27 protein-coding genes and 1 tRNA gene are annotated in these 22412 nt (G+C 59.9%); 22 read left to right on the top strand and 6 right to left on the bottom strand.

The annotated features are described in order from the left end of the window. The first annotated feature begins 200 nt into the window (after positions 1–200). The 5 genes from ACVILL_RS10770 (at position 201) to ACVILL_RS10750 (ending at position 3827) form a co-directional block, all read left to right on the top strand. Entirely contained in the window at positions 201–1172 is a 972-nt protein-coding gene (locus tag ACVILL_RS10770; protein ID WP_456729030.1) for a CobW family GTP-binding protein, read from the top strand. Between the two features lie 10 nt (positions 1173–1182). Next, the gene (locus ACVILL_RS10765; protein WP_456729029.1) at positions 1183–1386 is read left to right on the top strand and encodes a hypothetical protein; all 204 of its coding nucleotides are present in this window, start codon (positions 1183–1185) and stop codon (positions 1384–1386) included. Positions 1387–1528: 142 nt separating this feature from the next. Next, positions 1529–1915: a hypothetical protein gene (locus ACVILL_RS10760; RefSeq protein WP_456729028.1), complete on the top strand. Its 387-nt coding sequence runs from the start codon at positions 1529–1531 to the stop codon at positions 1913–1915. Positions 1916–2070: 155 nt separating this feature from the next. Continuing rightward, a complete protein-coding gene (locus tag ACVILL_RS10755; RefSeq protein ID WP_456729027.1) occupies positions 2071–2709 on the top strand; it encodes a DUF1007 family protein in 639 nt (212 codons plus the stop codon). Beyond that, positions 2706–3827, top strand: coding sequence for a nickel/cobalt transporter (locus ACVILL_RS10750; RefSeq protein ID WP_456729026.1), 1122 nt, complete (start codon positions 2706–2708; stop codon positions 3825–3827). The genes ACVILL_RS10755 and ACVILL_RS10750 overlap by 4 nt, the downstream gene beginning before the upstream one ends. 39 nt (positions 3828–3866) lie before the next feature. Here ACVILL_RS10750 and ACVILL_RS10745 read toward each other — a convergent pair whose 3' ends face one another. Beyond that, positions 3867–4274, bottom strand: coding sequence for a MerR family transcriptional regulator (locus ACVILL_RS10745; RefSeq protein WP_456729025.1), 408 nt, complete (start codon positions 4272–4274; stop codon positions 3867–3869). 73 nt (positions 4275–4347) lie between these two features. On the opposite strand from ACVILL_RS10745, the gene ACVILL_RS10740 reads away from it, so the two are divergent. Genes ACVILL_RS10740 through ACVILL_RS10730 form a run of 3 tightly spaced genes read left to right on the top strand, consistent with a single transcriptional unit; the run spans position 4348 to position 5845 of the window. Next, entirely contained in the window at positions 4348–5001 is a 654-nt protein-coding gene (locus tag ACVILL_RS10740; protein WP_456729024.1) for a cation transporter, read from the top strand. 5 nt (positions 5002–5006) lie between these two features. Continuing rightward, positions 5007–5369 carry a hypothetical protein gene (locus ACVILL_RS10735; RefSeq protein WP_456729023.1) on the top strand — a complete coding sequence of 121 codons (363 nt, stop codon included), beginning with the start codon at positions 5007–5009 and terminating at the stop codon, positions 5367–5369. Further along, positions 5324–5845, top strand: coding sequence for a hypothetical protein (locus ACVILL_RS10730; RefSeq protein ID WP_456729022.1), 522 nt, complete (start codon positions 5324–5326; stop codon positions 5843–5845). Before ACVILL_RS10735 ends, ACVILL_RS10730 begins: the two co-directional genes overlap by 46 nt. A 200-nt stretch (positions 5846–6045) precedes the next feature. Here the strand turns inward: ACVILL_RS10730 and ACVILL_RS10725 are convergent. Next, positions 6046–6136: transfer RNA gene (locus ACVILL_RS10725), tRNA-Arg, on the bottom strand. A gap of 422 nt (positions 6137–6558) precedes the next feature. Continuing rightward, positions 6559–7050, bottom strand: coding sequence for a DUF2721 domain-containing protein (locus ACVILL_RS10720; RefSeq protein ID WP_456729021.1), 492 nt, complete (start codon positions 7048–7050; stop codon positions 6559–6561). Between the two features lie 204 nt (positions 7051–7254). On the opposite strand from ACVILL_RS10720, the gene ACVILL_RS10715 reads away from it, so the two are divergent. The 11 genes from ACVILL_RS10715 (at position 7255) to ACVILL_RS10665 (ending at position 17162) form a co-directional block, all read left to right on the top strand. Continuing rightward, positions 7255–7917 (top strand): DUF992 domain-containing protein, encoded by a 663-nt coding sequence (locus tag ACVILL_RS10715; RefSeq protein WP_456729020.1) that lies wholly within the window; start codon positions 7255–7257, stop codon positions 7915–7917. A gap of 131 nt (positions 7918–8048) precedes the next feature. Further along, positions 8049–8351 carry a hypothetical protein gene (locus ACVILL_RS10710; protein WP_456729019.1) on the top strand — a complete coding sequence of 101 codons (303 nt, stop codon included), beginning with the start codon at positions 8049–8051 and terminating at the stop codon, positions 8349–8351. A gap of 66 nt (positions 8352–8417) precedes the next feature. Next, positions 8418–9347: a hypothetical protein gene (locus ACVILL_RS10705; RefSeq protein ID WP_456729018.1), complete on the top strand. Its 930-nt coding sequence runs from the start codon at positions 8418–8420 to the stop codon at positions 9345–9347. Between the two features lie 300 nt (positions 9348–9647). Further along, positions 9648–10367, top strand: coding sequence for an outer membrane protein (locus tag ACVILL_RS10700; RefSeq protein ID WP_456729017.1), 720 nt, complete (start codon positions 9648–9650; stop codon positions 10365–10367). 270 nt (positions 10368–10637) lie between these two features. Next, complete coding sequence (locus tag ACVILL_RS10695; RefSeq protein WP_456729016.1) at positions 10638–10991, top strand: HdeA/HdeB family chaperone; 354 nt, start codon at positions 10638–10640, stop codon at positions 10989–10991. A gap of 222 nt (positions 10992–11213) precedes the next feature. Continuing rightward, positions 11214–12065 (top strand): helix-turn-helix domain-containing protein, encoded by an 852-nt coding sequence (locus ACVILL_RS10690; protein ID WP_456729015.1) that lies wholly within the window; start codon positions 11214–11216, stop codon positions 12063–12065. 128 nt (positions 12066–12193) lie between these two features. Next, entirely contained in the window at positions 12194–12940 is a 747-nt protein-coding gene (locus ACVILL_RS10685) for an outer membrane protein (protein ID WP_456729014.1), read from the top strand. Between the two features lie 89 nt (positions 12941–13029). After that, complete coding sequence (locus tag ACVILL_RS10680; protein ID WP_456729013.1) at positions 13030–13692, top strand: hypothetical protein; 663 nt, start codon at positions 13030–13032, stop codon at positions 13690–13692. 296 nt (positions 13693–13988) lie between these two features. Continuing rightward, positions 13989–15428 (top strand): DUF1254 domain-containing protein, encoded by a 1440-nt coding sequence (locus ACVILL_RS10675; RefSeq protein WP_456734238.1) that lies wholly within the window; start codon positions 13989–13991, stop codon positions 15426–15428. A gap of 127 nt (positions 15429–15555) precedes the next feature. Further along, positions 15556–16665: an HlyD family secretion protein gene (locus ACVILL_RS10670; protein WP_456729012.1), complete on the top strand. Its 1110-nt coding sequence runs from the start codon at positions 15556–15558 to the stop codon at positions 16663–16665. Between the two features lie 62 nt (positions 16666–16727). Further along, positions 16728–17162: a hypothetical protein gene (locus ACVILL_RS10665; RefSeq protein WP_456729011.1), complete on the top strand. Its 435-nt coding sequence runs from the start codon at positions 16728–16730 to the stop codon at positions 17160–17162. Positions 17163–17418: 256 nt separating this feature from the next. Here the strand turns inward: ACVILL_RS10665 and ACVILL_RS10660 are convergent, their stop codons facing one another. Beyond that, positions 17419–18435, bottom strand: coding sequence for a helix-turn-helix domain-containing protein (locus ACVILL_RS10660; RefSeq protein WP_456729010.1), 1017 nt, complete (start codon positions 18433–18435; stop codon positions 17419–17421). 225 nt (positions 18436–18660) lie between these two features. On the opposite strand from ACVILL_RS10660, the gene ACVILL_RS10655 reads away from it, so the two are divergent. The 3 genes from ACVILL_RS10655 (at position 18661) to ACVILL_RS10645 (ending at position 20605) form a co-directional block, all read left to right on the top strand. Further along, on the top strand, positions 18661–19032 hold the full coding sequence (locus ACVILL_RS10655) for a helix-turn-helix domain-containing protein (protein WP_456734237.1): 372 nt from the start codon (positions 18661–18663) through the stop codon (positions 19030–19032). 184 nt (positions 19033–19216) lie between these two features. Next, positions 19217–19903: a hypothetical protein gene (locus ACVILL_RS10650; protein WP_456729009.1), complete on the top strand. Its 687-nt coding sequence runs from the start codon at positions 19217–19219 to the stop codon at positions 19901–19903. A 249-nt stretch (positions 19904–20152) separates the two neighbouring features. Further along, positions 20153–20605: a helix-turn-helix domain-containing protein gene (locus tag ACVILL_RS10645; protein ID WP_456729008.1), complete on the top strand. Its 453-nt coding sequence runs from the start codon at positions 20153–20155 to the stop codon at positions 20603–20605. A 550-nt stretch (positions 20606–21155) separates the two neighbouring features. Here ACVILL_RS10645 and ACVILL_RS10640 read toward each other — a convergent pair. Both ACVILL_RS10640 and ACVILL_RS10635 read right to left on the bottom strand, forming a co-directional pair. After that, positions 21156–22007, bottom strand: coding sequence for an alpha/beta fold hydrolase (locus ACVILL_RS10640; RefSeq protein ID WP_456729007.1), 852 nt, complete (start codon positions 22005–22007; stop codon positions 21156–21158). Beyond that, a complete protein-coding gene (locus tag ACVILL_RS10635) occupies positions 21997–22395 on the bottom strand; it encodes a carboxymuconolactone decarboxylase family protein (protein WP_456729006.1) in 399 nt (132 codons plus the stop codon). Before ACVILL_RS10635 ends, ACVILL_RS10640 begins: the two co-directional genes overlap by 11 nt. Positions 22396–22412 lie beyond the last annotated feature (17 nt).

Genomic DNA, 22412 nt, shown 5'->3' with positions numbered 1-22412 from the left:
CTCCGAATTACTTGATTTGACGGTCCAATACATGTAATGTTATAACATTACGGTGCGGGCCGCAACGAAGTCGGGGTGGCATTTCACATCAATCGTTGAGGCGTCTGCTCGATCCGGACGCGAAGCCCACCAGGCGTTGATCAGCGATCGCCATGATACGGCGAAAGCGCCGCCGACAAAGCGCGAGGGGAAACATCACCATGGCCGATGCGGCACTTCAAATTCCCGTCACGGTTCTGACCGGCTATCTCGGCTCCGGGAAAACCACGCTGCTGAACCGCATTCTCTCCGAGACGCACGGCAAGCGGTTTGCGGTGATCGTGAACGAATTCGGAGAGGTCGGAATCGACAACGATCTCATCGTCGACGCGGACGAGGAGATTTTCGAGATGAACAACGGCTGCATCTGCTGCACGGTCCGCGGCGATCTCATTCGCATTCTCGCGGGGCTGATGCGGCGCAGCCGAACCTTCGACGGCATTGTCGTCGAGACGACCGGACTCGCAGATCCCGCGCCGGTGGCGCAGACGTTCTTTGTCGACGAGGACGTCCGTCGCAAGACGAAGCTCGACGCCATCATCACCGTCGCGGATGCCAAGCATCTCCTCGAACAGATCGAGCAGGCGCCGGAAGCGCAGGAGCAACTCGCGTTCGCCGATATCGTTCTCGTCAACAAGGTCGATCTTGTCGACGCGAGCGGTCTCGCAACGGTCGAGCGTCGCATCCGAAACCTCAACCCGTATGCGAAGATTCACCGAACCGAGCGCTGTGATATCGACCTCGGCCAGGTATTGGGACGAGACGCCTTCAATCTCGAGCGCATCCTCGAAGTCGAGCCGGGATTCCTCACCGAAGAACACGAGCACGAACACGACGACGGGATCGGGAGCCTGTCCCTGGTGGCGGATCGACCGATGAAGCCCAACAGGTTCATGCCATGGATTCAGGGCGTCACCCAGCGTTATGGGATGGACATTCTGCGCATGAAGGGTATCGCCTCGATAGAGGATGACGATCGGCAGTTCGTCGTTCAGAGCGTGCACATGCTCATTGAAGGCGGCAGTCGGCGTCCCTGGAAGGAGCAGGAGCCCCGCCGGACTCGGCTTGTATTCATTGGTCGTGACCTGCCAAAGGACTTGCTCAGGCAAGGCTTTGAAGCTTGCTGCGCCTGAGGAAACGCAATTGGGCGAGATCGTGGGATTTATTTCGAAATCCGAACGCGAACGGCTTCGCTTAATTCGCGAAGCTCGGGCGATATATGACAGCATCTTTCCACCGACCGACGCGGTCAGTGAGCGGCCGCATGACACGCCCGGCAAGGGTGACACAACCGGGCTGAAAGGGACTGCTCCCTCGAAAGGAAACGTCTGGGTGATGCGCTCATAGCCCTTCGATCCGCCATATTTTCCTCGTCCATTGCAGAATGGTCGCCAATACCGCGCGGCAATTGTGCGCGTTTGGCCGATGGCGGTAGTTTCGGGGCGAGGGAAGTCAGAAGGGGAACGGCTCCTTGGCAGGGGCGAAAACGATGTCGGCACGGTCCTTCACCCGGCGATGCGGAGCCCTTCTCGCGCTGGCGGCGCTTGGGCTGCAGCTCGTGCTGTCATTCGCGCATCTTCACAAGCATGATCTTGCTGTCCCGAGGATAGACCGCACCGATATCGTCGGCGTCACGCACGCCCGGTCAGGCTTGCATTTCGCGGAGCGGCTTCCGCCGCGGCTCGCCGATGATGATGACAACTGCCCAATCTGCTTTTCGGGCTTCCTGCTGTCGACTTCCTCACTACCCGATGCGCCGTCAAGCCTGTATCCGTTGCAATTCGCCGAGATTGATTGCGCGTTCAATCCAGTTTCCGATCGAATCATTAAACCGCGTCACGCGGCATTCCGGTCACGCGCGCCCCCCACCGTCTGACGCCTTGCTGCATTCGTGCGTCCGCGGGATACGTACTGCGAGCGCGACGCAAGGCGCACGCGTCAACCGGTGCGCTATCACACTCTGATGCGTATTTGAGACCGCCGTCCCCGCATGTTGCGGGTGCCCTCATTCCTCGATTCGGCAGATAGACCATGATCGAACGCGCATGTTGCTGCTGCACGATCCTTCTCTTGTTGTTATCTATCAATCGCGCGGAGGCACATCCCCATGTCTGGGTCACGTTCCACAGCGAAGTGGTCTATGCTGCCGATGGCAGCATGACCGGCGTCCGCCACGCTTGGACCTTCGATGACATGTTTTCCGCCTATGCGCTTCAGGGCATCTCGCATGCCAAAAAGGGCCAGTACACGCGGCAAGAACTGGCCGCGCTTGCACAGACCAACGTGGATTCGCTGAAGGAATACGACTACTTCACCTATGCACGCGCCGACGGCAAGAAGCTGAAGTTTGCGGATCCGGTCGACTATTGGCTCGAATACAAGGATGCTGCGCTGACGCTGCATTTCACCCTGCCATTGAAAACACCTGCCTCAGCCAAGGCTATGAAGATCGAAGTCTACGACCCCTCGATCTTCGTGGATTTCGAATTCGCCAAAGATACGCCGGTTTCCTTAAGCGGTGCGCCGCAATGCCTCGCGACCTACGATCTGCCGCACCAGCCGACGCCGACCGAGCAGGCGCGGCTCAGCGAGCTCGACGCCGTGCCGCTGGATCCCTCCAGCACCTATGGAGAAATCTTCGCCAACAAGATTCTGGTGAAATGCCCATGATCAGATCGCAGACCATCGCCTTGACTGCGCTAACGGCGATCTTCATTGCCTGCACAATGGGTATCGTGTCGGCCTGGAGCGCGCCGTTTGGCGCGCCCCACTTGGCAACTGCCGCGTCCACATCCGGCCTGATGGGCTGGATTTTCGCGGAACAGGCCGCCTTCTACCGTTCTCTCTCGGGCTTCATCCGAGCCGCCAAGGAGGACGGGGCCGCGATGTGGGAGCTGTTCGGTGTTTCCTTCGTCTATGGCGTTTTTCATGCTGTGGGTCCGGGGCATGGCAAAGCAGTGATCTCCTCCTACCTCGTCGCCAATGAGGAGACCTGGCGCCGCGGTGTTGTGCTGTCATTTGTGTCTGCAGCCATCCAATCGGTCGTTGCTATCATTGTCGTGGCCATCGCTGCGGCTCTGCTCGGCGCAACCGCCAAGGTGATCGGGCTAACCGTCCACCTGGTCGAGATCACTAGCTATGCTCTCGTTACCCTGATCGGTCTCAGGCTTTTCTATGTCAAAGGTCGCTCTTTTCTGATCGCCTGCCGTGAATTGATCTGGCGTCGTGCGCCCGAGCTTGCTTTTGCTTCGGCTACAGGGGCCGGGACTTTGCGTACGCAAACCGTTCAGTTGCCAGGCCGGGCGTTCGGTGCGATGGCCATGCGCGGCGGGCGATGCATGATCGATGGATGCGCCGTGCACAGCTTTCATTGCCACGACGACCATCACGAGTCGGCTTGGGGACATGCCCATGGGCCCGGGCCGGCGGAACTCGCCGGCCCGGGCGGCTGGCGCCGAGGCCTGTTCGCCGTCATCGCGGTTGGACTGCGGCCCTGTTCCGGCGCGATCATCGTGCTCATCTTCGCGCTGGCCCAGGACCTGTTCTGGACCGGTGTAGGCGCGACGCTGATCATGGGATTGGGCACCGCCGCGACTGTAGCGGCAATCGCAACCGTCGCGGTCAGCGCACGCGGGCTCGCAAATCGCGTCGCCCGGACGCGGGCAGGGTTCGGCATGCTCGCGATGCGCGCGATCGAAGCGGGCGCCGCGACACTTATCGTCGCCTTTGGCATAATGCTGCTGGCGGGCTACATGGCCAGCGAGCAACTCTGGATGTTCACCGGGTAGGCCTGACGCCAACCGGTTTCGAGAGTCCCCGACCGCTGATTAGGTGGAGGACTTCCCAATCGATTCAATAACTCGACACTCGGCTACTCGGCCTCCTCGGCACGATTTCAACATCCGCATCAGCTCTCGCCGTAGCGCCGTCAATCGCGCGATCTTTTCTTCGATTTCAGCCAAGTGTTCGCGAGCGAGAGCATCGACTTCGTCACACCGCCGATCGGGCTCGTCCTGCAATCTCAATAATTCTCGGATGGTGTCAACTTCGAAGCCAAGCTCGCGAGCGTGCCGGATAAACGTGAGTCGCCTGATCGCGTCCTCGGAATAGCGGCGGCGATTGCTTTCTGAGCGGCCAGGTGACGGCAGCAAGCCGATCTCTTCATAGTAACGGATTGTCGGAACCTTGATCATGGTTCGCCGGGCCGCATCACCGATCGACCACATCTCCGACATCTTCCTCTTGCTCCTCTAGTCACTAGAGGTTCTATACTATCGTCTCCGGAGGAGAGCACAATCGGGTCTCGGTATGGCGGACCATTGTCATGATAACTGTTGCGCCGACGCGGACGCTTCGACGTTACCAGCCTGGCGACGCGCGCTGTGGATTGCGCTCGCGGTCAACGCCGGGATGTTCGCCGTGGAGATCGGCGCCGGCTTGGTAGCCGGCTCCAGCTCGCTTCAAGCAGACTCTCTCGACTTTCTCGGTGATGCCGCGAACTACGCAATCAGCCTCAGCGTGACCGGCTTGATGCTAAGCTGGCGGGCGCGTGCTGCGCTCCTCAAAGGGCTCACCTTGTTTGCGTTGGGCGTGTGGGTAGCAGCAACGACTATCGTCCACGCCTATCATGGGATTCTGCCGAGGGCCAAACTCATGGGGGCGGTAGGCTTGCTCGCTCTAGTTACCAATGGCGCCGTCGCACTCATGCTGTATCGCTTCCGCAGCGGCGACGCGAACATGCGATCCGTCTGGATATGTTCGCGTAACGACGCAATCGGCAACGTCGCGGTCCTCCTGGCTGCGATCGGTGTATTCGGCAGCGGGACCGGCTGGCCAGACGTGATCGTTGCCTCGATCATGGCTATCCTCGCGCTTTCAGGCGGCTTTCAAATCGTACGGCATGCCGCCGCAGAACTTCGCAGCGAGCCACGGGCGTCACAGATGGGCGGAAGGGCGCTGTGAGGCATTTGGCGATCGCGGCAGCACTCGTGATCCTGCCCGCAGCCAGCTTTGCAGAGGAGCTTGAGACCACGCACCTGTTCGGCTTCACGCTGGGCAGCGACGTGAGCGCCGTCGGCGAAAGGGAGGCCGAGAGCGAGAGCACCGCCCGGCTTGGGAAGGGCGCCGGCTCTTACACCGCACTGTCGCAGCAACTCTCGGTCAAGTTCATCCCGTTTCAGGATTTCTCGATTGAACCCGGAGTAGGCGCAGCGTATCACGACATATCTGTAGTCCCCGGCCTCGACGACCTGCACGAGACAGCCATCGCACGCTATCGCTGGAAATGCGGTATCGCGTTCTTAATCGCGAGCGGGCGCCCTTCGGGCTGACCCTCGGCGCCGATCCGCATTGGGGCCGCGTCGACGACCTCACCGGAGAGCCAGTCGATAGATACGGCACCGATTTTTGGATTATCGCAGACAAAGAACTTGCACCCGATCGCATTTTCGCGGCGCTCAATCTTTTCTACCAGCCCGAGGCGCTCCGCTCGCGCCTGACGGGTCTTTGGGAACAGCAATCTCAACTTGGAACATCCGCGGCGATGGCGGTGCAAGTTTATCCGGGCGTTCTCATCGGTGCAGAAGCGCGCTACATGCGGAGCTATGCGAGCCTCGGTGTTGGCGCCTTCGGGGAAACTGCGCTCTTCGTCGGTCCTACATTTTATGCACGGCTTTCTGAACGCGCATGGCTTTCAGCGGCGTGGAACGCTCAGGTTGCCGGCCGAGCCGCCAGCGCTCCGGGCTTGTTGGACCTTATCAACTACGAGCGCTATCAGGCTAAGCTCCGGTTTGGGTATAATTTTTGATCACCACGAGCGATTGCTGCAATTCATTTCTTACTGCAAACCATCGCCTCTCAGATCGGCGAGCTAACGCCCAAAATCGTCCCCTGCCAAGATATCGGCACTACGCGACGATCGTCATTCGGATTGCTTACTCGCGCGAACAAGGCGGAACGAGTGTTTCAGTCTGGGCGCGTGCATCAAGTTGCGAAATAGAGGGAAATTGGCGCGCCCGACACGATTCGAACGCGTGACATTTGCCTTCGGAGGGCAGACGCTGCTCAAGCCCCACCGTACCACGTAACCGTACGTCGCGCTGTCCTACGAAGCTATGCTTGATGCCACAGGACGACGCGGAAGAGCTTTATCAGTGGCGGAACACCGATATACCGGCGTAGGTCAAGCCGTGGGTTTTGGTCCGGAAAACTCGAAAATGTGTTATCTTTCAATGGGGATTGACTGACACTCTCTCCGCCATTTGAAATTGATTCTAATAATATTTTTTTTGATTTCCGACTCTCGGATGGCTCCAAGACCGTATGGAGGTCTGAACGTCTTGCCGCGCTGTAGCCCTGAGATACGGCGCGCAGATCAATTGGTACAGGTCGATCCGATGCGCGTCGTAAAATAGGATATCAGGGCGAGTGAAACGGACTCTCTGAGAGTGGAGCGGTATCAACCAGGAGTTGAAATCGTTTCTCCGACGAGGAGCACCCGGCTGCGGAGGCGTTCGGCTATCACATGATGGATGGTCGGAGCGCTCTGGGGTTTGAATTTTGAAGCGGGTCGTTTGCTAGGCTTGGTTTGCAATGGCTAAGATCATGCAGCGACAGGCGGGCCTCGCGGACCAGATCCACCAGTGAAAGCGCGAAGAAGCTCAGCGCAATAACAAAGAGCAGGGCAACGCCGTATTCATGCCGAAACTGGAAGAAGGTGCAGACGAACGCCAGGATCACCAGTAGCGTCGTGACGATCGCGCTGATCGTCGAAAGAACGATCGCCTTGTTCAAGAGCACGGCCCGGCGCCTAAGGTGCGGCACGTCGGGGTGCGCTCGGGAAATGTCGTCGTCGATTGTAGCGTGCAGTGCCTGTAGCCTGTCGACGATGCGGTTCATCCGCCCGATCAGAACCGAAACGAAAGCTGCAACGGCGCCAAGGAGAAATGCTGGCGCCGTCACCTGCGAAATGACCTGCGACAGGTGCGCGGCGGTCGGTGTGTCGATCAGCATCTGGATGCCTTCCTCCGCGAATCAGATGGTCGCGCGGCGACTTGCAGGCGCGGTGGGGGGTAACGCTCGGATTGAAAGCCGAATAGCGCGCGCTTTCGAGATCGACTATGCAGTTTCGGCAGAGCAGCTGCCGGGTGATCGCAAGTTCTTGTCCAGCCTCTGCCGGGGCGGTTCCGCACGATACAAAAAAGGGCTGCTCAGTTAGTGGCCTCTCATCCGTCATTCAGCCCTCGAGGGCTGAATTTTTTCGCCTACGGCGGGTTCGGCGTGCCGATTTTGCATAGCCTCATCGGCTTCGCGCATGCTCCTCTAGAAACGACAGAGGGCGGTTCAGGGCCAAAACACCTGCCTGCGATCAACGAGGTTTTTCTCGAGATGATGTGGAAGCAAATGCGCGCACGAGTCCTGGCTGTGCTCTGCGCATGGTCCAGCTTTGTGTCTTGCGCAGGCGCCCAACAGGCATCGTGGACTCAGATCGGCATGCTGGCGTGCAAGGTCGACCCCAGTGTCGGGTTTGTCATATTCGGTCATCAGTCGATGTCATGTCGCTTTACACAAAACCCGCCGTTCCCGGTTCAGCTCTATGAAGGCGCCCTCAATACCGTCGGAATCGATATCGGCGTTTCGGCAGGAGGCGCACTCGGCTGGGCGGTGTTTGCCCCGACAGCAGGCCCTCCGGTCGGAGCTCTCGCCGGCGAATATGTCGGGGCGTCGGGTGATATCGGCCTGGGCTTGGGCGCCGGCGTCAATGTTCTTGTCGGTGGCTCGGGGCGGTCATTTGCGCTGCAGCCCGTTTCAGTAGAGGGATCGATTGCCATCAATGTCACCGTCGGCCTTTCCGGCCTCCAGCTGCGTCTGATCTATTGAAGCTCCGTGGTCTAATCGCTTTCTGGCGTGACGGGCTGGGACGCGGCTCCGTTCTTGGTGCCGAAATTGCATGAAGGGCGGACTGGCAGAGGTAGGCGAGAGCCCGCAGGGAAAACAAATCGGAAGACCCGGTGCCGACTGACCTGCCGAAAACCTGGTTTGTTTCGTTTGAGGTGCCGAAGGAAGTGCGCAAAGCATCGGCGCAACGACATCCGAGATTGAGTGAGAGCTTTCCAACCGAGTTCGACGCCCAGAGGTTTGCTCGCCGGAAGTTCGAGCAAGGGTACATCGTGACAGCGGGCACCATCAATCCCTGCACTCCGCGACGGGCAATACCTTCGGCGGTCATTCACCATTGGTTCGCGGAATCGTCCGAGCCGCCATTGGTCGAGTCGACCTCATTCGAGGATACCAAGGAGCTGGATCTGCCGTAGGAGCTTGCCGCGATGCGGTGCCCTTCTGTTCGAGGAAAGCGTCTTGATTTGTCCGAGGCGTGCATCTTGCAAGTCACTGCGAAAGTTGGGGCGCGGGAGACGCGCAATTGCGTTCGTTTCGCGTGCGTGGTGCTCGCCGTATTGATTGGCTTCTCCGGCGGAATTGCCCGTGCGGGCGATGATGACGATGATTCGTCGAAGGGGGTGTCGAGCACGCCGAACATCTACCTCGATATGAGAACTTCCTACGCCAAAGTGCCCACCGGGGCGCTCGCAATCGGCTTCGGTAATTCGGCCTTGCAATCGGCCGCGATATCGAATGCCGGCAGTTTGCCGGCGATTGTTGGCGGAGCGACGCTTCCGAGCGCCCAGAGCGTCGTGGTCGACCTTCCCATGTCGATCGACGTGACGGACAACGTCTCGCTTTATGCCGGCATATCAGCCAGTTCGATCGGCACTCCAATGACCGGCTGGTCGCCCGTGGCGATCACGAGCTGGAATCTTGGATTTCAGGCCAATCTCTACAACCAGAACGGCGGCTCGATTCCGACCTTGAGCTGGCAATCGACCGTTACCCAGGCGATTCCGAATGGGCCGTTTGCGGCCACGACATTTACCAATATTTTCGAATTCGACTATGCGTTTGACCAGGAAGAGACTCGTGGGTGGATCGCAGGGGTGCAGGACACGCGGGTTATCGTCGGCAGTCCGCTCGCGACGATCCATCCGGATATCATGGGCTATGTCGGCGGTTACTACCAATGGCCGAACAATTGGAAGTTTACGGGCCGCGCGGGCGTGCAGGTTTTCGGCGGCGCCCAGCTCTCGAACCGCGTGTCGGTCTCCTCCTTCACCCAGCCGATCATCCGGCTCGACCTTGACCGGATGGACGACAACGACAACCGACTGTTTGGCGTGACCGCGCAAATCATGTGGGTGCCGAAGCCTGCCTACCAGCTCACGCTCAGGACGCCGCTCTATTTCGTGCGCAATTAGGCTGCCGGTCACCATGACGGTGTTCGGCAAAGTTGAGCCAGACCAAGAGCGGCCGGGTCGCCACCCAAAAATCACCGGACTATCTGAATTTGCATATTCGTCAGCCCGCTCACCTGACACCCGGAGGCCATTCGCGAAGGTGGGCCTGTGGCCAACGCCGTTGGCGCGCTGTGCTTCCGCTGCGGCAACTTGGCAACGGGCGCGCAAATAGAAAACAGGCGTCCGAAACTGCATAGCGGGCGCCGCACGTAAGATGCGATCTGGTGCAGTACGAATATCTTCAATCATTCAGGTGCGGCAATGAACAAGATTGGTAAGTTTGCAGCTGCGATCGCAACTTCGGGGATGATGGGCGGCTATGCAGCTGCGGCAGACTTGCCGGTGGCGCCCGCCTACAAGGCGCCGGCTCCGGTTGCCGCCGTCTATAACTGGACGGGATTTTACGTCGGCGTCAACGGCGGGTATGGCTGGGGCAATCAGGACCCGCTAGTGCTGTTCGCCAACAGGTTCGACCGTGTCGGTTACGACATCAGCGGCGGCATGATCGGCGGCACGTTTGGCGCGCAGATTCAGCAAGGCTATGTCGTGCTCGGCCTCGAAGGTGATTTGGACTGGGCCAACATCAAGGGCTCGTCCGTCGTAACACCCAGCATTCTCGGCCTCGGGCAGGGCGTCACGCTGAACACCTCGTCGAGCATCAGCGCGCTGTCGACGGTGAGGGCGCGAGTCGGTATCGCCATGAACAACGTGCTGCTCTACGCAACCGGCGGCGGAGCCTTCGTCAAATCGACCGCCAGCGCATCGACCATCGCCGGAGTACCCTGCGGCACGGTTGGCGTCCTGCCGGATTGTTCGGGTTCGTCCTGGCGTCCGGGCATCACCGCCGGTCTGGGCGTGGAATATGGCTTCACGCCGAACTGGTCCTTGAAGGCCGAGTATCTCTACACGAAGGTCGTCGGCACCGGAGTCAGCGCGGATCGCCTGAATATCGTGCGTGGCGGCATCAACTACCGATTCTGAACAAGGTGAACCGATGAACACCTCCGGTGTTGTTCGGCGGACCTTCGCGTCCGGCGGTGTTCTCTGCGCGGCCGTTTTGGGCGACGATGCGCAAGCGCGTGGCGATGACGCCCCGCTCATCCCGAAAAAATGCCCGCTAACCGACTTCGATCCCGCGTCCGAGCCGATGGTTTCGCCTCGGATGCCGGTCTCCGGCGAAGGCGTCCGGATTCCGAAATCCGGACCGTCTGAAATCTCTCCACATCCAATTCATTCCAAATGGGGTCACTAATGCGTTCGAGACTGTTGCTTGCCGTTACTCTGCTGATCGCCGCTATGACTACAGCCAGGGCCCAGGTGCCGCTGTCCGCCTATGTCGATGCGAACGGATTCATCGACGTCCAGAAACTGACCTGCGCGCAACTCGCGGGGACCTTCCAGGAAGACGCCGACGCGCTGACGACCTGGTACAGCGGCTGGTACAACGGCCTTGCCAAGAAGCATTACCTCGACCTGCGCAAGGGCAAGATCGTCGAGCACGAAGTCATCGTCTACTGCAAGGCCAATCCCGAAAAACGCATCATCGATGCCATTGCTGTCGTGTTGAAAGCGGAGCGGGAGCTGATGGGCATCCAGATGGAGTAGATCGTCTGCGAGCGGCATCGATCGGTGGGCTGCAGGCCAATTCGCTTGTGCCATTTTGCCGATCCGCACAGCCTCGCATCAGCTTCACTTGAGCTGCCGCCTGACGGGGCGGGATTTTGGATTTGAATGATTTCGGGCAATACACCGACGCCATTCAAGGCGCGACGGTGACATTTCTAAAATCCGCCCCGTCCTCGCACCGTTGGGGGGAAGTATCTCGCATTGAATGGCACGATCCTTCAATTCGGCGCCGATGGTGGCCCGGGGATCGTCCATGGCGTCACTGAGCCGGCTTTTACGACGCTGATCATCCAGTCGTCCAACTTCGACGATCGCGTCGTGCTCGATGGCGCGTCATGCCAGGCGTCGGACCTGGTCATTTTCCCTCCGGATTGTCACTTCACCTTTGTTCGTTCCGGTCATGTCGAATGGGTAGCGTGGTCGCTGCCGAGGGGAGAGAGCATCGCGAGGAAGATCCTCCCCGCCGTCACAAGTCAGGATTCGCCGAAGACCGCCAAGCATCTCGTCCGGCTGCCAGAGTCGATCGCATCGAGACTGATCGAGGCATCGAGGCAGGCTCTGCGTTCCCTCGGTGATTGCGCTCCTGCTGACCGGCCCATCATGGTCCGGGATACGGAGCGCACCTTGATGGATGAGCTGGCTTACGTCTGGGACAATCGCCTGAGCGAAACTGTCCTGCTCAACAAGTACACCATCTCGTCCGAGCGAATCGTTCTGGAGACACTTGAATTCGTTCGGACACGGTCGACGGAAATCATCAACATCACGGATATCGTGAAAGCCACCAAAGTGGAGTACCGAACCCTGCTGCGCGCATTTGTGCGCTATCTCGGCTTCTCGCCAAAGCACTATCTGAGGCTGCGGCAGCTAAATCTCGTTTACTACGACGTCCGCCGCGGGAGCGGCGCATCGGACAGTCTCGCAGACATCCTGGCGGCCCATGGCGTGACCGAGTTTGGCAGGTTTGCCGGGCACTACCGATCGCTGTTCGGAGAGTTGCCATCGGAGATATATCGTCGGTCTCGCACAGTGAGGTCTCGCAACTCGCTGTGAGCGGGGATGGTGTTTTTGGTGCAACACTGCGGTGAAATGGTCCGAGGTGACAGTTTCTGCATATCGACTGAGACAAGGTCGATAGCAAATGGCCCAGGTGTTCTCCAATTTTATGAGGCTTGCAGGCAATGAAGAAAATTTACTTACTTTCCGCGGCAGCGGTGATGTCCGTTTCACTCACGGGTATCGCAAAGGCCGCTGACCTTCCGTCGCGGCCTGTCTATAAGGCCGCCCCGATCGCGGTGCCGCTGTACAACTGGTCCGGCTTCTATCTCGGCGCGAACGCCGGGTATGGCTGGAGCAATCAGTGTGTCGATCTCACCGCCATCAATGGAATTGGCGGCGTCTTCGCCGAAGGCTGCAATAGCAAGGGCGGCGGCATCGTCGGCGGCCAGATTGGCTACCGCTGGCAGGCCGGACAATTGGTGTACGGTCTTGAAGCGCAGGGCGACTGGGCCAACATCCGCAACACGCGCATCAGTGCGCAGGATCCGGCCCGCACTTACAAGTCGACCCTCGCCGGCCTGGGTCTCTTCACGGCCCAACTTGGCTACGCGGTCAACGAGGCTTTGTTCTACGTCAAGGGCGGCGGCGCCGTTGGTAGCCAGGACTTTGCCATCCTTGACAGCGTGACCGGCACGGGCCTCGCCTTCGCGAGCCGGACCCGCTGGGGTGGCGTCGTGGGTGTCGGCTTCGAGTACGGCTTCTCTCCGAATTGGACCGCTGGCATCGAGTACGACTATCTATGGCGGGTGAACGAGAGCAACACGTTCTCGACGCCGTCATTGGCGCCCATCGCCTCGATCACCACCAACACCAAGACGGACGCGAATTTGCTCGCGGTTCGCCTCAACTACAAGTTCGGTGGCTACTGATGAAGAAGGGAGGCTGGCTGATTCAGCCGGCCTCCATTCTCTTCCATCATGCCTAGGCCCGGATGATCCCAGATTTTTGGAGTTGAATCATGCTGTCGAATACGATGCGTGCGATTGCTTTTCTCGGCGCTCTGACGGTCACAAGCATGGCCTTAGCGCAAGACACGGTGCCCCATGCGCCACTAAAGACGATCGGAGCCAGCAAACCCCAGGTCGTTCCATCGCTGATTGTCCTCAACTCCAGGGGCGCGAATATTCAGCCCGGCAAGCTGGTCCTCACCGGCGTCGCGCCAAATGCGATCATATTTGCAGATCGGCCGGTTCGCTCGGCCGGCCATGATCTGACCAGCCATATCGTCGAAGATTGGGGATCGGGCAGCGATAATTTTGCAAAGAATCCGCCTAACGCCACGGTGTCCGTATTTCAGAAGGACGGCAGCGGCGTGCGGGATGTCGTTGTCACCTTGAAGAATCCCAAGCTCGAAGGCGAAATCCTGGCCTTCGACGTCGATGTTCTCGAAGGCGACATCAAGGGCGCTGATGGCGCTGCCTCTGTCTTCATCGACATCATCGGCCTTCCATTTACGCCGCTTTCATTCGCCGGTGTTGCGCGACGTACGGCCTATCGAGGGGCGTATTATGCCGGAGCCGCCGCAGTGGCCGGCGCTGCGGCAGCCTATGTGTACCATCCGTATCCGTATTACTATCGACCGCCGGTCTGCGGATACTATCCTTATCCTCCGTGCTACTAACGGAGTTGCGAAGAATTTGGCCCAGCGTCGTTGCGCCGGGCTAGTTACGGGCTGATGCGCCTCGCTTGAGGCTGTCTGGCGGTCGCACGCCGGAGTTCGAAGACCCCACCCAGGCAACAAGCCGGGCGCGGCTACGGGCCATCGCATCGTGCCCAGAGCGCAGATTGCCGAATCTGCATAGCGGGTAGCTGCGCTTTCGGTAAAAAGACATGCGGACGAGACGCTTGGCGTGCGATGCCCGTCCACCACGGAAATGGAGTATTTTGATGCAAAAGCGGTCGATCCAGAGCCCTTACCTGCTGACGAAACGCAATCTTTTGCGATCCGCCGCATTGGCGACCATCGCCGCGGCTGGCGCCAAATCAAGCCAGGCTTGGGCCCAGTGGTCCGAGCGCCCGGGATTCTTCAAGGCCAAGGACATTGCTGAGGCCGGCTTCATCTATGGCCTGCCTATGGTGATGGCCTATGGCATCATGTATGAGTACGCGGTCGACAAGTCGTCAGGGCAGTACAAGGCGCCGTTCAATACGCTGTTCAACGAGGCGCGCGTCTACACATACGAAGATACCGCGGTCGTCACGCCCAACAGCGACACGCCGTATTCGTTCGCATGGCTGGACCTGCGGGCCGAGCCCCTTGTCTTTTCGGTGCCGGCGATCGATCCCAAGCGCTACTATTCGCTGCAGCTGATCGACCTCAATACGTACAATTTTGGCTATGTCGGCTCGCGCGCCACGGGCAGCGATGCGGGAAGCTATATGGTCGTCGGCCCGCGATGGACTGGCTCGACGCCAGCCGGCACCAAGAAGGTGTTCCGGTCGAGCAGCGATTTCTGCCTGGCACTTTTCCGAACGCAGTTGTTTGACCCGGCCGATATCGAGGCCGTCAAGAAGATTCAGGCCGGCTACAAGGCGCAGCCGCTTTCCAGCTTCCTGAATCAGCCCGTGCCCGCGCCCGCCCCCGCGCTTTCCTTCCCCAAATTCGAGAAGGACCTCGTTCGCACCGAGTTCTTCGAATATCTGGATTTCGCGCTTCAATTCGCACCGGCGCTGCCGGAGGATCGCTGGATCCGCGAGCAACTCGCCAAGATCGGGGTGGGGCCGGGCAAGAGCTTTGATTTCCGCAGCCTGTCGCTGGAAGACAAGGCCGAGATCCTGCTTGGCATGAAGGAGGGCGAACGCAAGGTCACCGAGGCCGTTGCTACCCTCGGCAAGAACATCAACGGCTGGCGCGTCGGCTCGGCGTTCGGCGATGCCGCATTCTTTCATGGCGACTGGCTCTTGCGCGCGGCAGCCGCGAAGGCCGGTATCTATGGCAACGATGCAGTGGAGGCCATGTACCCTATCGGCAAAGTGGATGCCGATGGCAAGGAACTCGACTGCTCGAAGTCGAACTACACGCTGACCTTCCCGGCGGGACAGCTTCCGCCGGTCAACGCCTTCTGGTCCGTCACGATGTATGACGGCAAGACGCAGCTATTGGTGAAGAACCCGATCAGCCGCTACCTGATCAACTCGCCGATGCTGCCACACATGAAGCTCGGCTCTGACGGATCGCTGACGATCTACGTCCAGAACAAGTCACCGGGAGCGGACAAGGAGGCAAACTGGCTGCCGGCGCCAGATGGCCCGGTCTATATGGTGATGCGACTGTACTGGCCGAAAACTACGCCGCCATCGATTCTGCCGGCTGGTGAGGGGACGTGGAATCCTCCCGGCCTCAAGCGCGTCTCGTAGAGATCGGATTTATATCGGCTGGATGCGCGGCGACGGTGCCGCGGATGCAAGCATTCAGCCGATACTGCCGTGCTACCGGGCTTGTTGGTGTCGAATCCCGGTGCTCGGCAGATAGAGGAATTCAGTCGTGCTCATCATCCTGATGCTCTACCTTGTCCTGGTCTGGCTCGTCTTCTCCAGGCTCAAGCTGGTGCGATGGGGCTGGGCGTCAGGCACGGTCACGGGGTTGTTCGGTGCCTTCATCCTCGCGGTGTTCCTCGCGATGTTCAATTACCTGACCCCGTCGGGAAGCTTTGTCGTGATTTCCCGCGTCATGGAGATCGCGCCCAATGTTTCCGGCGAGGTGATCGAAATCCCGGTCAAGCCGAACGAGCCGGTGAAGGCCGGCGCGGTGCTGTTTCGCATCGATCCGGCGCCGTTCCAGTACAAGGTCAACCAGCTCGAAGCGTCGCTCGCCCAGGCACGCCAGCAGGTCAAGCAGCTGAAGGCCAATTACGAGCAGGCGACGGCGAATGTCGATGGGCTAACCAAGCAGCTCGCCTTTCACACCCAGCGGCTTTCCGATTACCGCAAACTCGTCAGCGAGGAGGCGCAGACCGCGTTTCGTCTGCAAGACGTCCAGGCGCAATACGACACGGTCGAGTTTCAACTTCAGGCGGCCAAGGCCGCGCAGCAGAGCGCGCAATTGGCGATGGAGTCGGAAATCGGCGGCGTCAACACAACCGTCGCGCAGATCCTGGCTCAGCTCGACAATGCGAAGTGGGAGCTCGAGCAGACGACGATCCGCGCCGTCGGCGACGGTGTCGTTACGATCATGGCGCTGTCCGTCGGCGACCGCGCAATGTCGGCGCGCCCGGTGATGTCGTTCATCGTCGCAAACGATGTCGTCATCACCGGCATGTTCCCGCCGAATGGATTCAGGACCATCAAGCCCGGCGCGCGGGTCAAGCTCGTTTTCGACGACGACCCGGGCCGTATCCACGAAGCGACGGTCACCGCCATCCCGCAAGGCGTGGGGCAGGGTCAGATCGCAGTCTCTGGCACGCTGGCGCGAGTCGGCTCGATCGGTGGCGCCAAGGCCTATCCGGCGGCGATTTCCATCCCCAAAACCATCGATCGCAGTCAGCTCAGGCTCGGCATGCCCGGCACCGCCACCGTGTTCGCAGAAAACGCTGGCGTCGTCGGCTTGCTCATGTCGATCCTGGTGTGGATCGGCTCCTACACAGCATATTTATAACCGCCCTCGGTTTCATGCCCGGCTCCAATCGGTAGTCCGCCTATGTGCCCCGGGAGGGAAAAATGAGTCTTCGATCTACGGGCGGCGCTACTGCAGGCATCGTCTCGGTCGTTCTTCTCGCCCAGCTGTCCTCGGGTGCACGCGGCTACGCTCAGCAGTCAACAGGCCAGTTGTTGATCTCATCGGGATTTAACCCCATAGCCGCAACCACGCCGGAAATGTTGAATCGGCTGATGTCGTTTCCACCCAGTCAATTCCAGCTGCGGCAAAAGGGTGGACGTTCCTACTATGTCTACGCTGATCCTTCCGGATGCACCTGTGCGTATGTCGGCAGTGTGGCTGCAATGAACAAATATCGCGCCAGTTATGGCGCATTGCCGCCAGATGCGCTCTCAGCAGGTGGCTTTACGAATCCCGAGCAAAACCTGATCAACAGCATGGACGACGACGAAGCCTCGGCCCAGTTCAATAACGACGTATTTGGTCCGGACTATTAGGCACTCCGGACGGCGGTCTCCCTAACGTCGACCGATGAGGATGATTACGCTCCAAGTCCATGCCAGCGAACAGAAAACGCCCGAAGCGGCAGCCAACAAGGTGAAGCTAAGATACATCTTTTGAGCCCCGCATTTCACTTGATGTGCCTTCGGAGAAAACGACCTAGCGAATTCGTGGTCCGCCCGCCGCGCGATGCCGGCTGATCTCCCATTTCAGGTAGCTGGATGACTTAGGAGCCGTCACGAGCGGGACAGTTCAAGCGGGCCCGCTTGCACCATTTCTCCGCCTCTCTCGAAACTCTCGCGGGGTGCATCCGGATATCCGACGGAAAGCGCGAGTAAAGTGGGCAGGATCCGCATAGCCGGATGCGAATGCCACGTCGATGATCTTGTTCTGGGAATTGTCGAGGAGCTTCATCGCGGTGTTGAAGCGGACCTGCTCCAGCAGGTCCGAATATGTCAGCCCCGCGAGCGAGAGTTTCCGCTGCAGACTCCTGACGCTCAATGCAACCATCTCGGCGGCCTGAATTATGGTCGGGCCACCTTCGTCAAGATACGACGGCAAAGTCAGCTTGAGGATGCTGAGGATGTCGTTGCCGAAAGGCTGCCGCTCCGTCTCTGGTAAATTCGACGGAACGACATCGACGGGATTGGCAAGGCTCAAGAACTGCAACGGTACTTCAATCCACGACGCCTTCTGACCCGACACGAAGCGTGTACTCGGCCAATGCGATTGAACCTCAATGCCGGGCGCATAGTGTGCTTCAAATGCGATCACACTCGGAGACCAGTTCGCTCCAGCGAACTGACGGACGATGTGCACGATGAAAATGTTCTGTAGCCAGTGGGACATCTCAAGATGGGAAATGCCTTCCGTGCCGGTGAGCCTGCTGCAAATTTTCACGCTCTGGCCGCACGGCTCCAGCCATAGATGGAGATTTGTGTCCTCGACCGGCGCCCATTTGCAAGCCTGCTGAAGAGCAACCAGGAGGGTTGGCGCATGCCGGATTCGAGTTCGCATGGCTCCGCTCAAATGGTTGAATGCGAGCCGCTGGGCTACCCGAAAGGCAATTTCGGACAAGCCTTGCTTTTCCTGGGCGGCCGTCGCGAAGCGAATGACCGGCAGCAGCGGCACGTAGTGATCCGCTTTTTCTTCCAAAGACGTTGGCAACTGAAACTTGGTGAGGAGCGATGCGGTGGGGCCGCCTATTTCTGAATGAAGGTCGGCGAACGGCATAAGAAACTGACAGCGGGTCAATGGAATGATGGTCATTAGTCCCTGCCCAAAAATATCTGCGTTCGCAGACTAGCAGGCCGCTGATTTCCTTGCCTTGTCTTTGTTGCGTAATGCCAGGCATTGCGGGGAAGACGCCCGACTTGCTTCCATTTGACGCAAGCTTTGGCGGCTGATGGCCAGATTCCGGCCGAAAATGCTTCTAGCTTTGAAGCATTATGCTTTCTTGACGGGGCGCCTGCACTTAACGCCTCACATCGACCGATGAGAGCTATCCGACTGCCTTCATACCGGACGGTCCGCGCGGCAATTGTTGCGTCGCTGCGACAGGGTGACGCAACCCTCGATAGTACCGCCCGCGCGCTGAAGGTCAGCTCGCGGACGTTGCAGCGGCATCTCGGCCGCATGGGCACAAGTCACAGTGAAATGCTTGCTGAGGTTCGCCTGAACGTCGCTTGCCGTTTGCTCGCGGACTCAAGCAAGCGCCTGTCGGATATCGCTATATTCCTCGGGTATGCCAACGCAAGCAGCTTTAGCCGCACCTTCGCGCGTTTGATGAAAGTTCAACCCGTCGTTTACAGGCGGCAGCAACTTGCCCGTAAGCGTGGGCAACGTCCGTGCGCGATCGACCGCTGAAGTATTCCAGATGATTGGCACGAAATGGCAAGACGCCAGACCTGAATTGGCGCGAAAAGCTTAGTGAGATGACCGCGCTCCTGAAGGAGGTATCTGTTTTGATACGCAATTGCGCGGGGCAATTTGGAAAGCCGTCTGCGCCGACCGAAGAAAAAGAGTCCGACTTCAAAAGGATAGAACAACCATGCCGCTTCGTTCAGCTCTGATCGCAGTTTGCGCCGCCGGATCGCTGTTCTGGCCCCAGAACCTTTTTGCTCAATCGGCCCCCGAACCTAAGCCGCATGTGCCGCTTGAGAAATCCATCGGCCAGGCCAAGCCGGAAGTCGTGCCCTCTCTCTTCGTCATCAATTCGCGCGGCGCGAGCTTGAAGGACGGCAAGCTGGTGCTGATCGGGGTTTCGCCGAATGCGATCGTATTTGCCGATCGGCCGGTTCGGGCGGCCGGTCACGATCTGACAACGCGGATCGTTGAGGATTGGGGCAACGGCAGCGACAATTTCGCGAAGGATCCTCCGAACGCCACCGTTTCTGGATTCAGGAAAGACGGATCATCGGTGGCGGACGCTGTCGTCGTACTGAAATCGCCCAAGCTCGAAGGCGACAAGCTGATCTTCGACGTCGATGTGCTCGAAGGCGACCTTGCGGGAGCTGATGGACCGGCATCGGTCTTTATCGATATCATTGGGCGACCGCTTACGCCGCTGTCCTTTGCCGGCGTCGCCCGCCGGACGGCCTACCGCGGTGCTTTCTACCGGGGCGCCGCCTATGCGGGAGCGGCAGCCGTGGCGGGAGCTGCAGTAGCGGGAGCTGCGGCCTATCCGTACTACTACGCGCCCCGCTGCGGATACTATCCCTATCCGCCTTGCTATTGAGCGGGGCAGGCTGGCTGGTAGCGCAGCATCATGCAGTCACTTCGCCGAACACGGGTCGCCGAGCGCAAAACGAACTCCATCCGTTTCGGGCAAACAGGAGGATCCGGGACCATGCGGCGGACGATCGTCGTTGAGCTTGCAATCATCCAAACGGCGTATGCACAGACTGATCTGGGCGCTTACGTCAGTCCCGACCGGCGCATCGTCGAGGCTATCGCAGTAGCGTGCCTTGCACATGGGATAGGTTGAATGTCCTGGCGTCATCAGCTCCCGACCAGTCGGGAAATGAAATCAGCGCAGCAGCGAGAGGTCTGTTGCGATCTGGTAGGACAAGCGGAGAAATTGGCTTTGAGCCGTCCCGATCAACCGCCGTCCATTTCAGATATCTGTCGTACTCTTACGGTGAGTGAGCGCACCCTGCGCAAGGCGTTCAACGAAATCCATGGCGTCCCGCCCTGCCGGCGCCTCCGCATGTTGCGGTTGCTACACGCCAGGAAAATGCTTCTGGCGGCTGACCGCGAGCTGACCACAGTCACCAAAGTTGCAACAGCCTTTGGCTTTAGCGAGCTAGGGCGCTTTTCTGTCGAATATAGGAGTGCATTCGGCGAGAGTCCGTCTCAAACGCTTAACCCAAGAGTTCGGACCCCCTATATGGGCGCCGACCGTGATGTCAGCGCAACACGGCGGGCTGAATTTTTATAGCGAGGCTCTGGAGGTGACATTGGCTTCCCGACCTCTTCGGCAGCCTTGCGGCGCCCCCAGGCGCGCCGCTGGCGGAGGTTTCTTATCGTCCAGCATAAGCGCTTTCGGCAAGATAGCGGCCGCCAGGAAACCAGGTCGGCAGATTTCAGGCCACGCTGAAAGTCGATCTGAACCTCCGTTGAATGCGCGAGCGGACCTCGCACTGCTCAATCCCACTTATATGTTCGGGGCGCCGGTGCCGGGCGGACAACTTGCCATTGGCATGCCTTCGATGCCGCCGCGATCAGCTCTTTACCGTCTTGCGAGCGTCGCCGCTGGAGGTGGCCTGGTCGGCCGCCGGGCGCAGATCGACGGAGGATGGTGCAGAGGCTTGGTGCAGCTCGCGTGCGGGATGGCCAATTGTTGGTAGCGAGGACCGTGGGTTGCCGCGCGCTGGATTGAAAAACAGCTTGTATATCAATGGGGATTGACTGACACTCTCTCCGCCATCCCAGCGCCACCGTCCGAGAAAGGACGCCGCCAAGTTGCGCTTGGCGGCGGATGGCCAACGTCACGTTGCCGGCGCGAGTTCGCGCAAATGCCGTTCGATCACGGCGTCGACTTCGTCGGGGTGATCGATCTGGGGCAGGTGCCCGGCATCGGGAATGATTGCCAGTGGGCAATCGAGCATGGCCGCGAACTCGGTCATCGGCTGCACCAGCAGTTGGTCGTTGGCGCCGACGATCATCGTCATCGGCACTTGCAGCTGCTTCACGCCGTCGAGATAGGCGAGGCCCTGGATTGCGCGGGCGGATCCGATGAAGCCTTCCGCGTCGGTCTCGTTGATGCAGTCGAGCAGCGTCGCAGCGATCGCCGGATGCGCATCGAGGAAGGCGCGGCCGAACCAGCGTTCGGCGGTCGGCGCCGCCAGCGGCGCGATGCCCTGCGCTTGCACCAGCGCGATGCGGCCGTCCCATGCGGCGGCGAACGGCGGCGGCGCATCGGCTCTTGCTGCGATCACGCACAGGCTGAGCAGGCGGTCGGGATGGCGCACGCCGAGACCGAACGCCGTCATGCCGCCCTGGGAGACGCCGATCACATGCGCCCGCGCGATCCCGAAATGATCGAGCACGGCGATCGCATCCGCGACCAGATCGTCCATCGTGTAGGGGCCGCGCGGCGCCTCGGATTGTCCGTGACCCCTGCTGTCGAGGGCGAGCACGCGATGGCCGCGCGCGGCAAGCGCGCGTGCCTCGTGATGCCAGATCGCGCTGCTGGTCAGGATCGAATGACAGAGCAGCACGGGTGCGCCGCGCTCCGCACCGCCGACACGGACGCTGAGCCGGCCGGCCTTGCCCGGCACATCGTGCCGGTCAAAGCCCTGCCATGCGGCTGTTACGATCGGGGCCGGTTCAGTCGACAAGGCCCATCTCCGCGAACACGTCCTTGGCGATGCGGAAGCTGTCGAGCCCTGCGGGCATGCCGCAATACACCGCGATCTGCAAAAACACCTCGCGCAGCTCCGACTTGCTCAGTCCGTTGTTGAGCGCGCCGCGGATATGCACCTTGAGCTCGTGTGGCCGGTTCAGCGCCGCGATCATCCCGAGATTGAGCAGGCTGCGGCTGCGCTTGTCGAGGTCGGGGCGATTCCAGATCTCGTCCCAGCAATATTCGGTGGCGAGCTTCTGGATCGGCCAGTTGAAATCGTCGGCGGCCTTCAGCGATCGCTCGACATAGGCGTCGCCGAGCACGGTGCGGCGGATCTGCAGGCCGCGTTCGAACTTCTCGCCGCGGGGATTTGCGTCGGTCATCGTCTTCTCCATTTCGA

It is taken from the genome of Bradyrhizobium sp. USDA 3364 (assembly GCF_054056355.1).
Note: the sequence above shows the minus strand (reverse complement) of the source record. Positions and strands in the feature narration are given on the sequence as shown.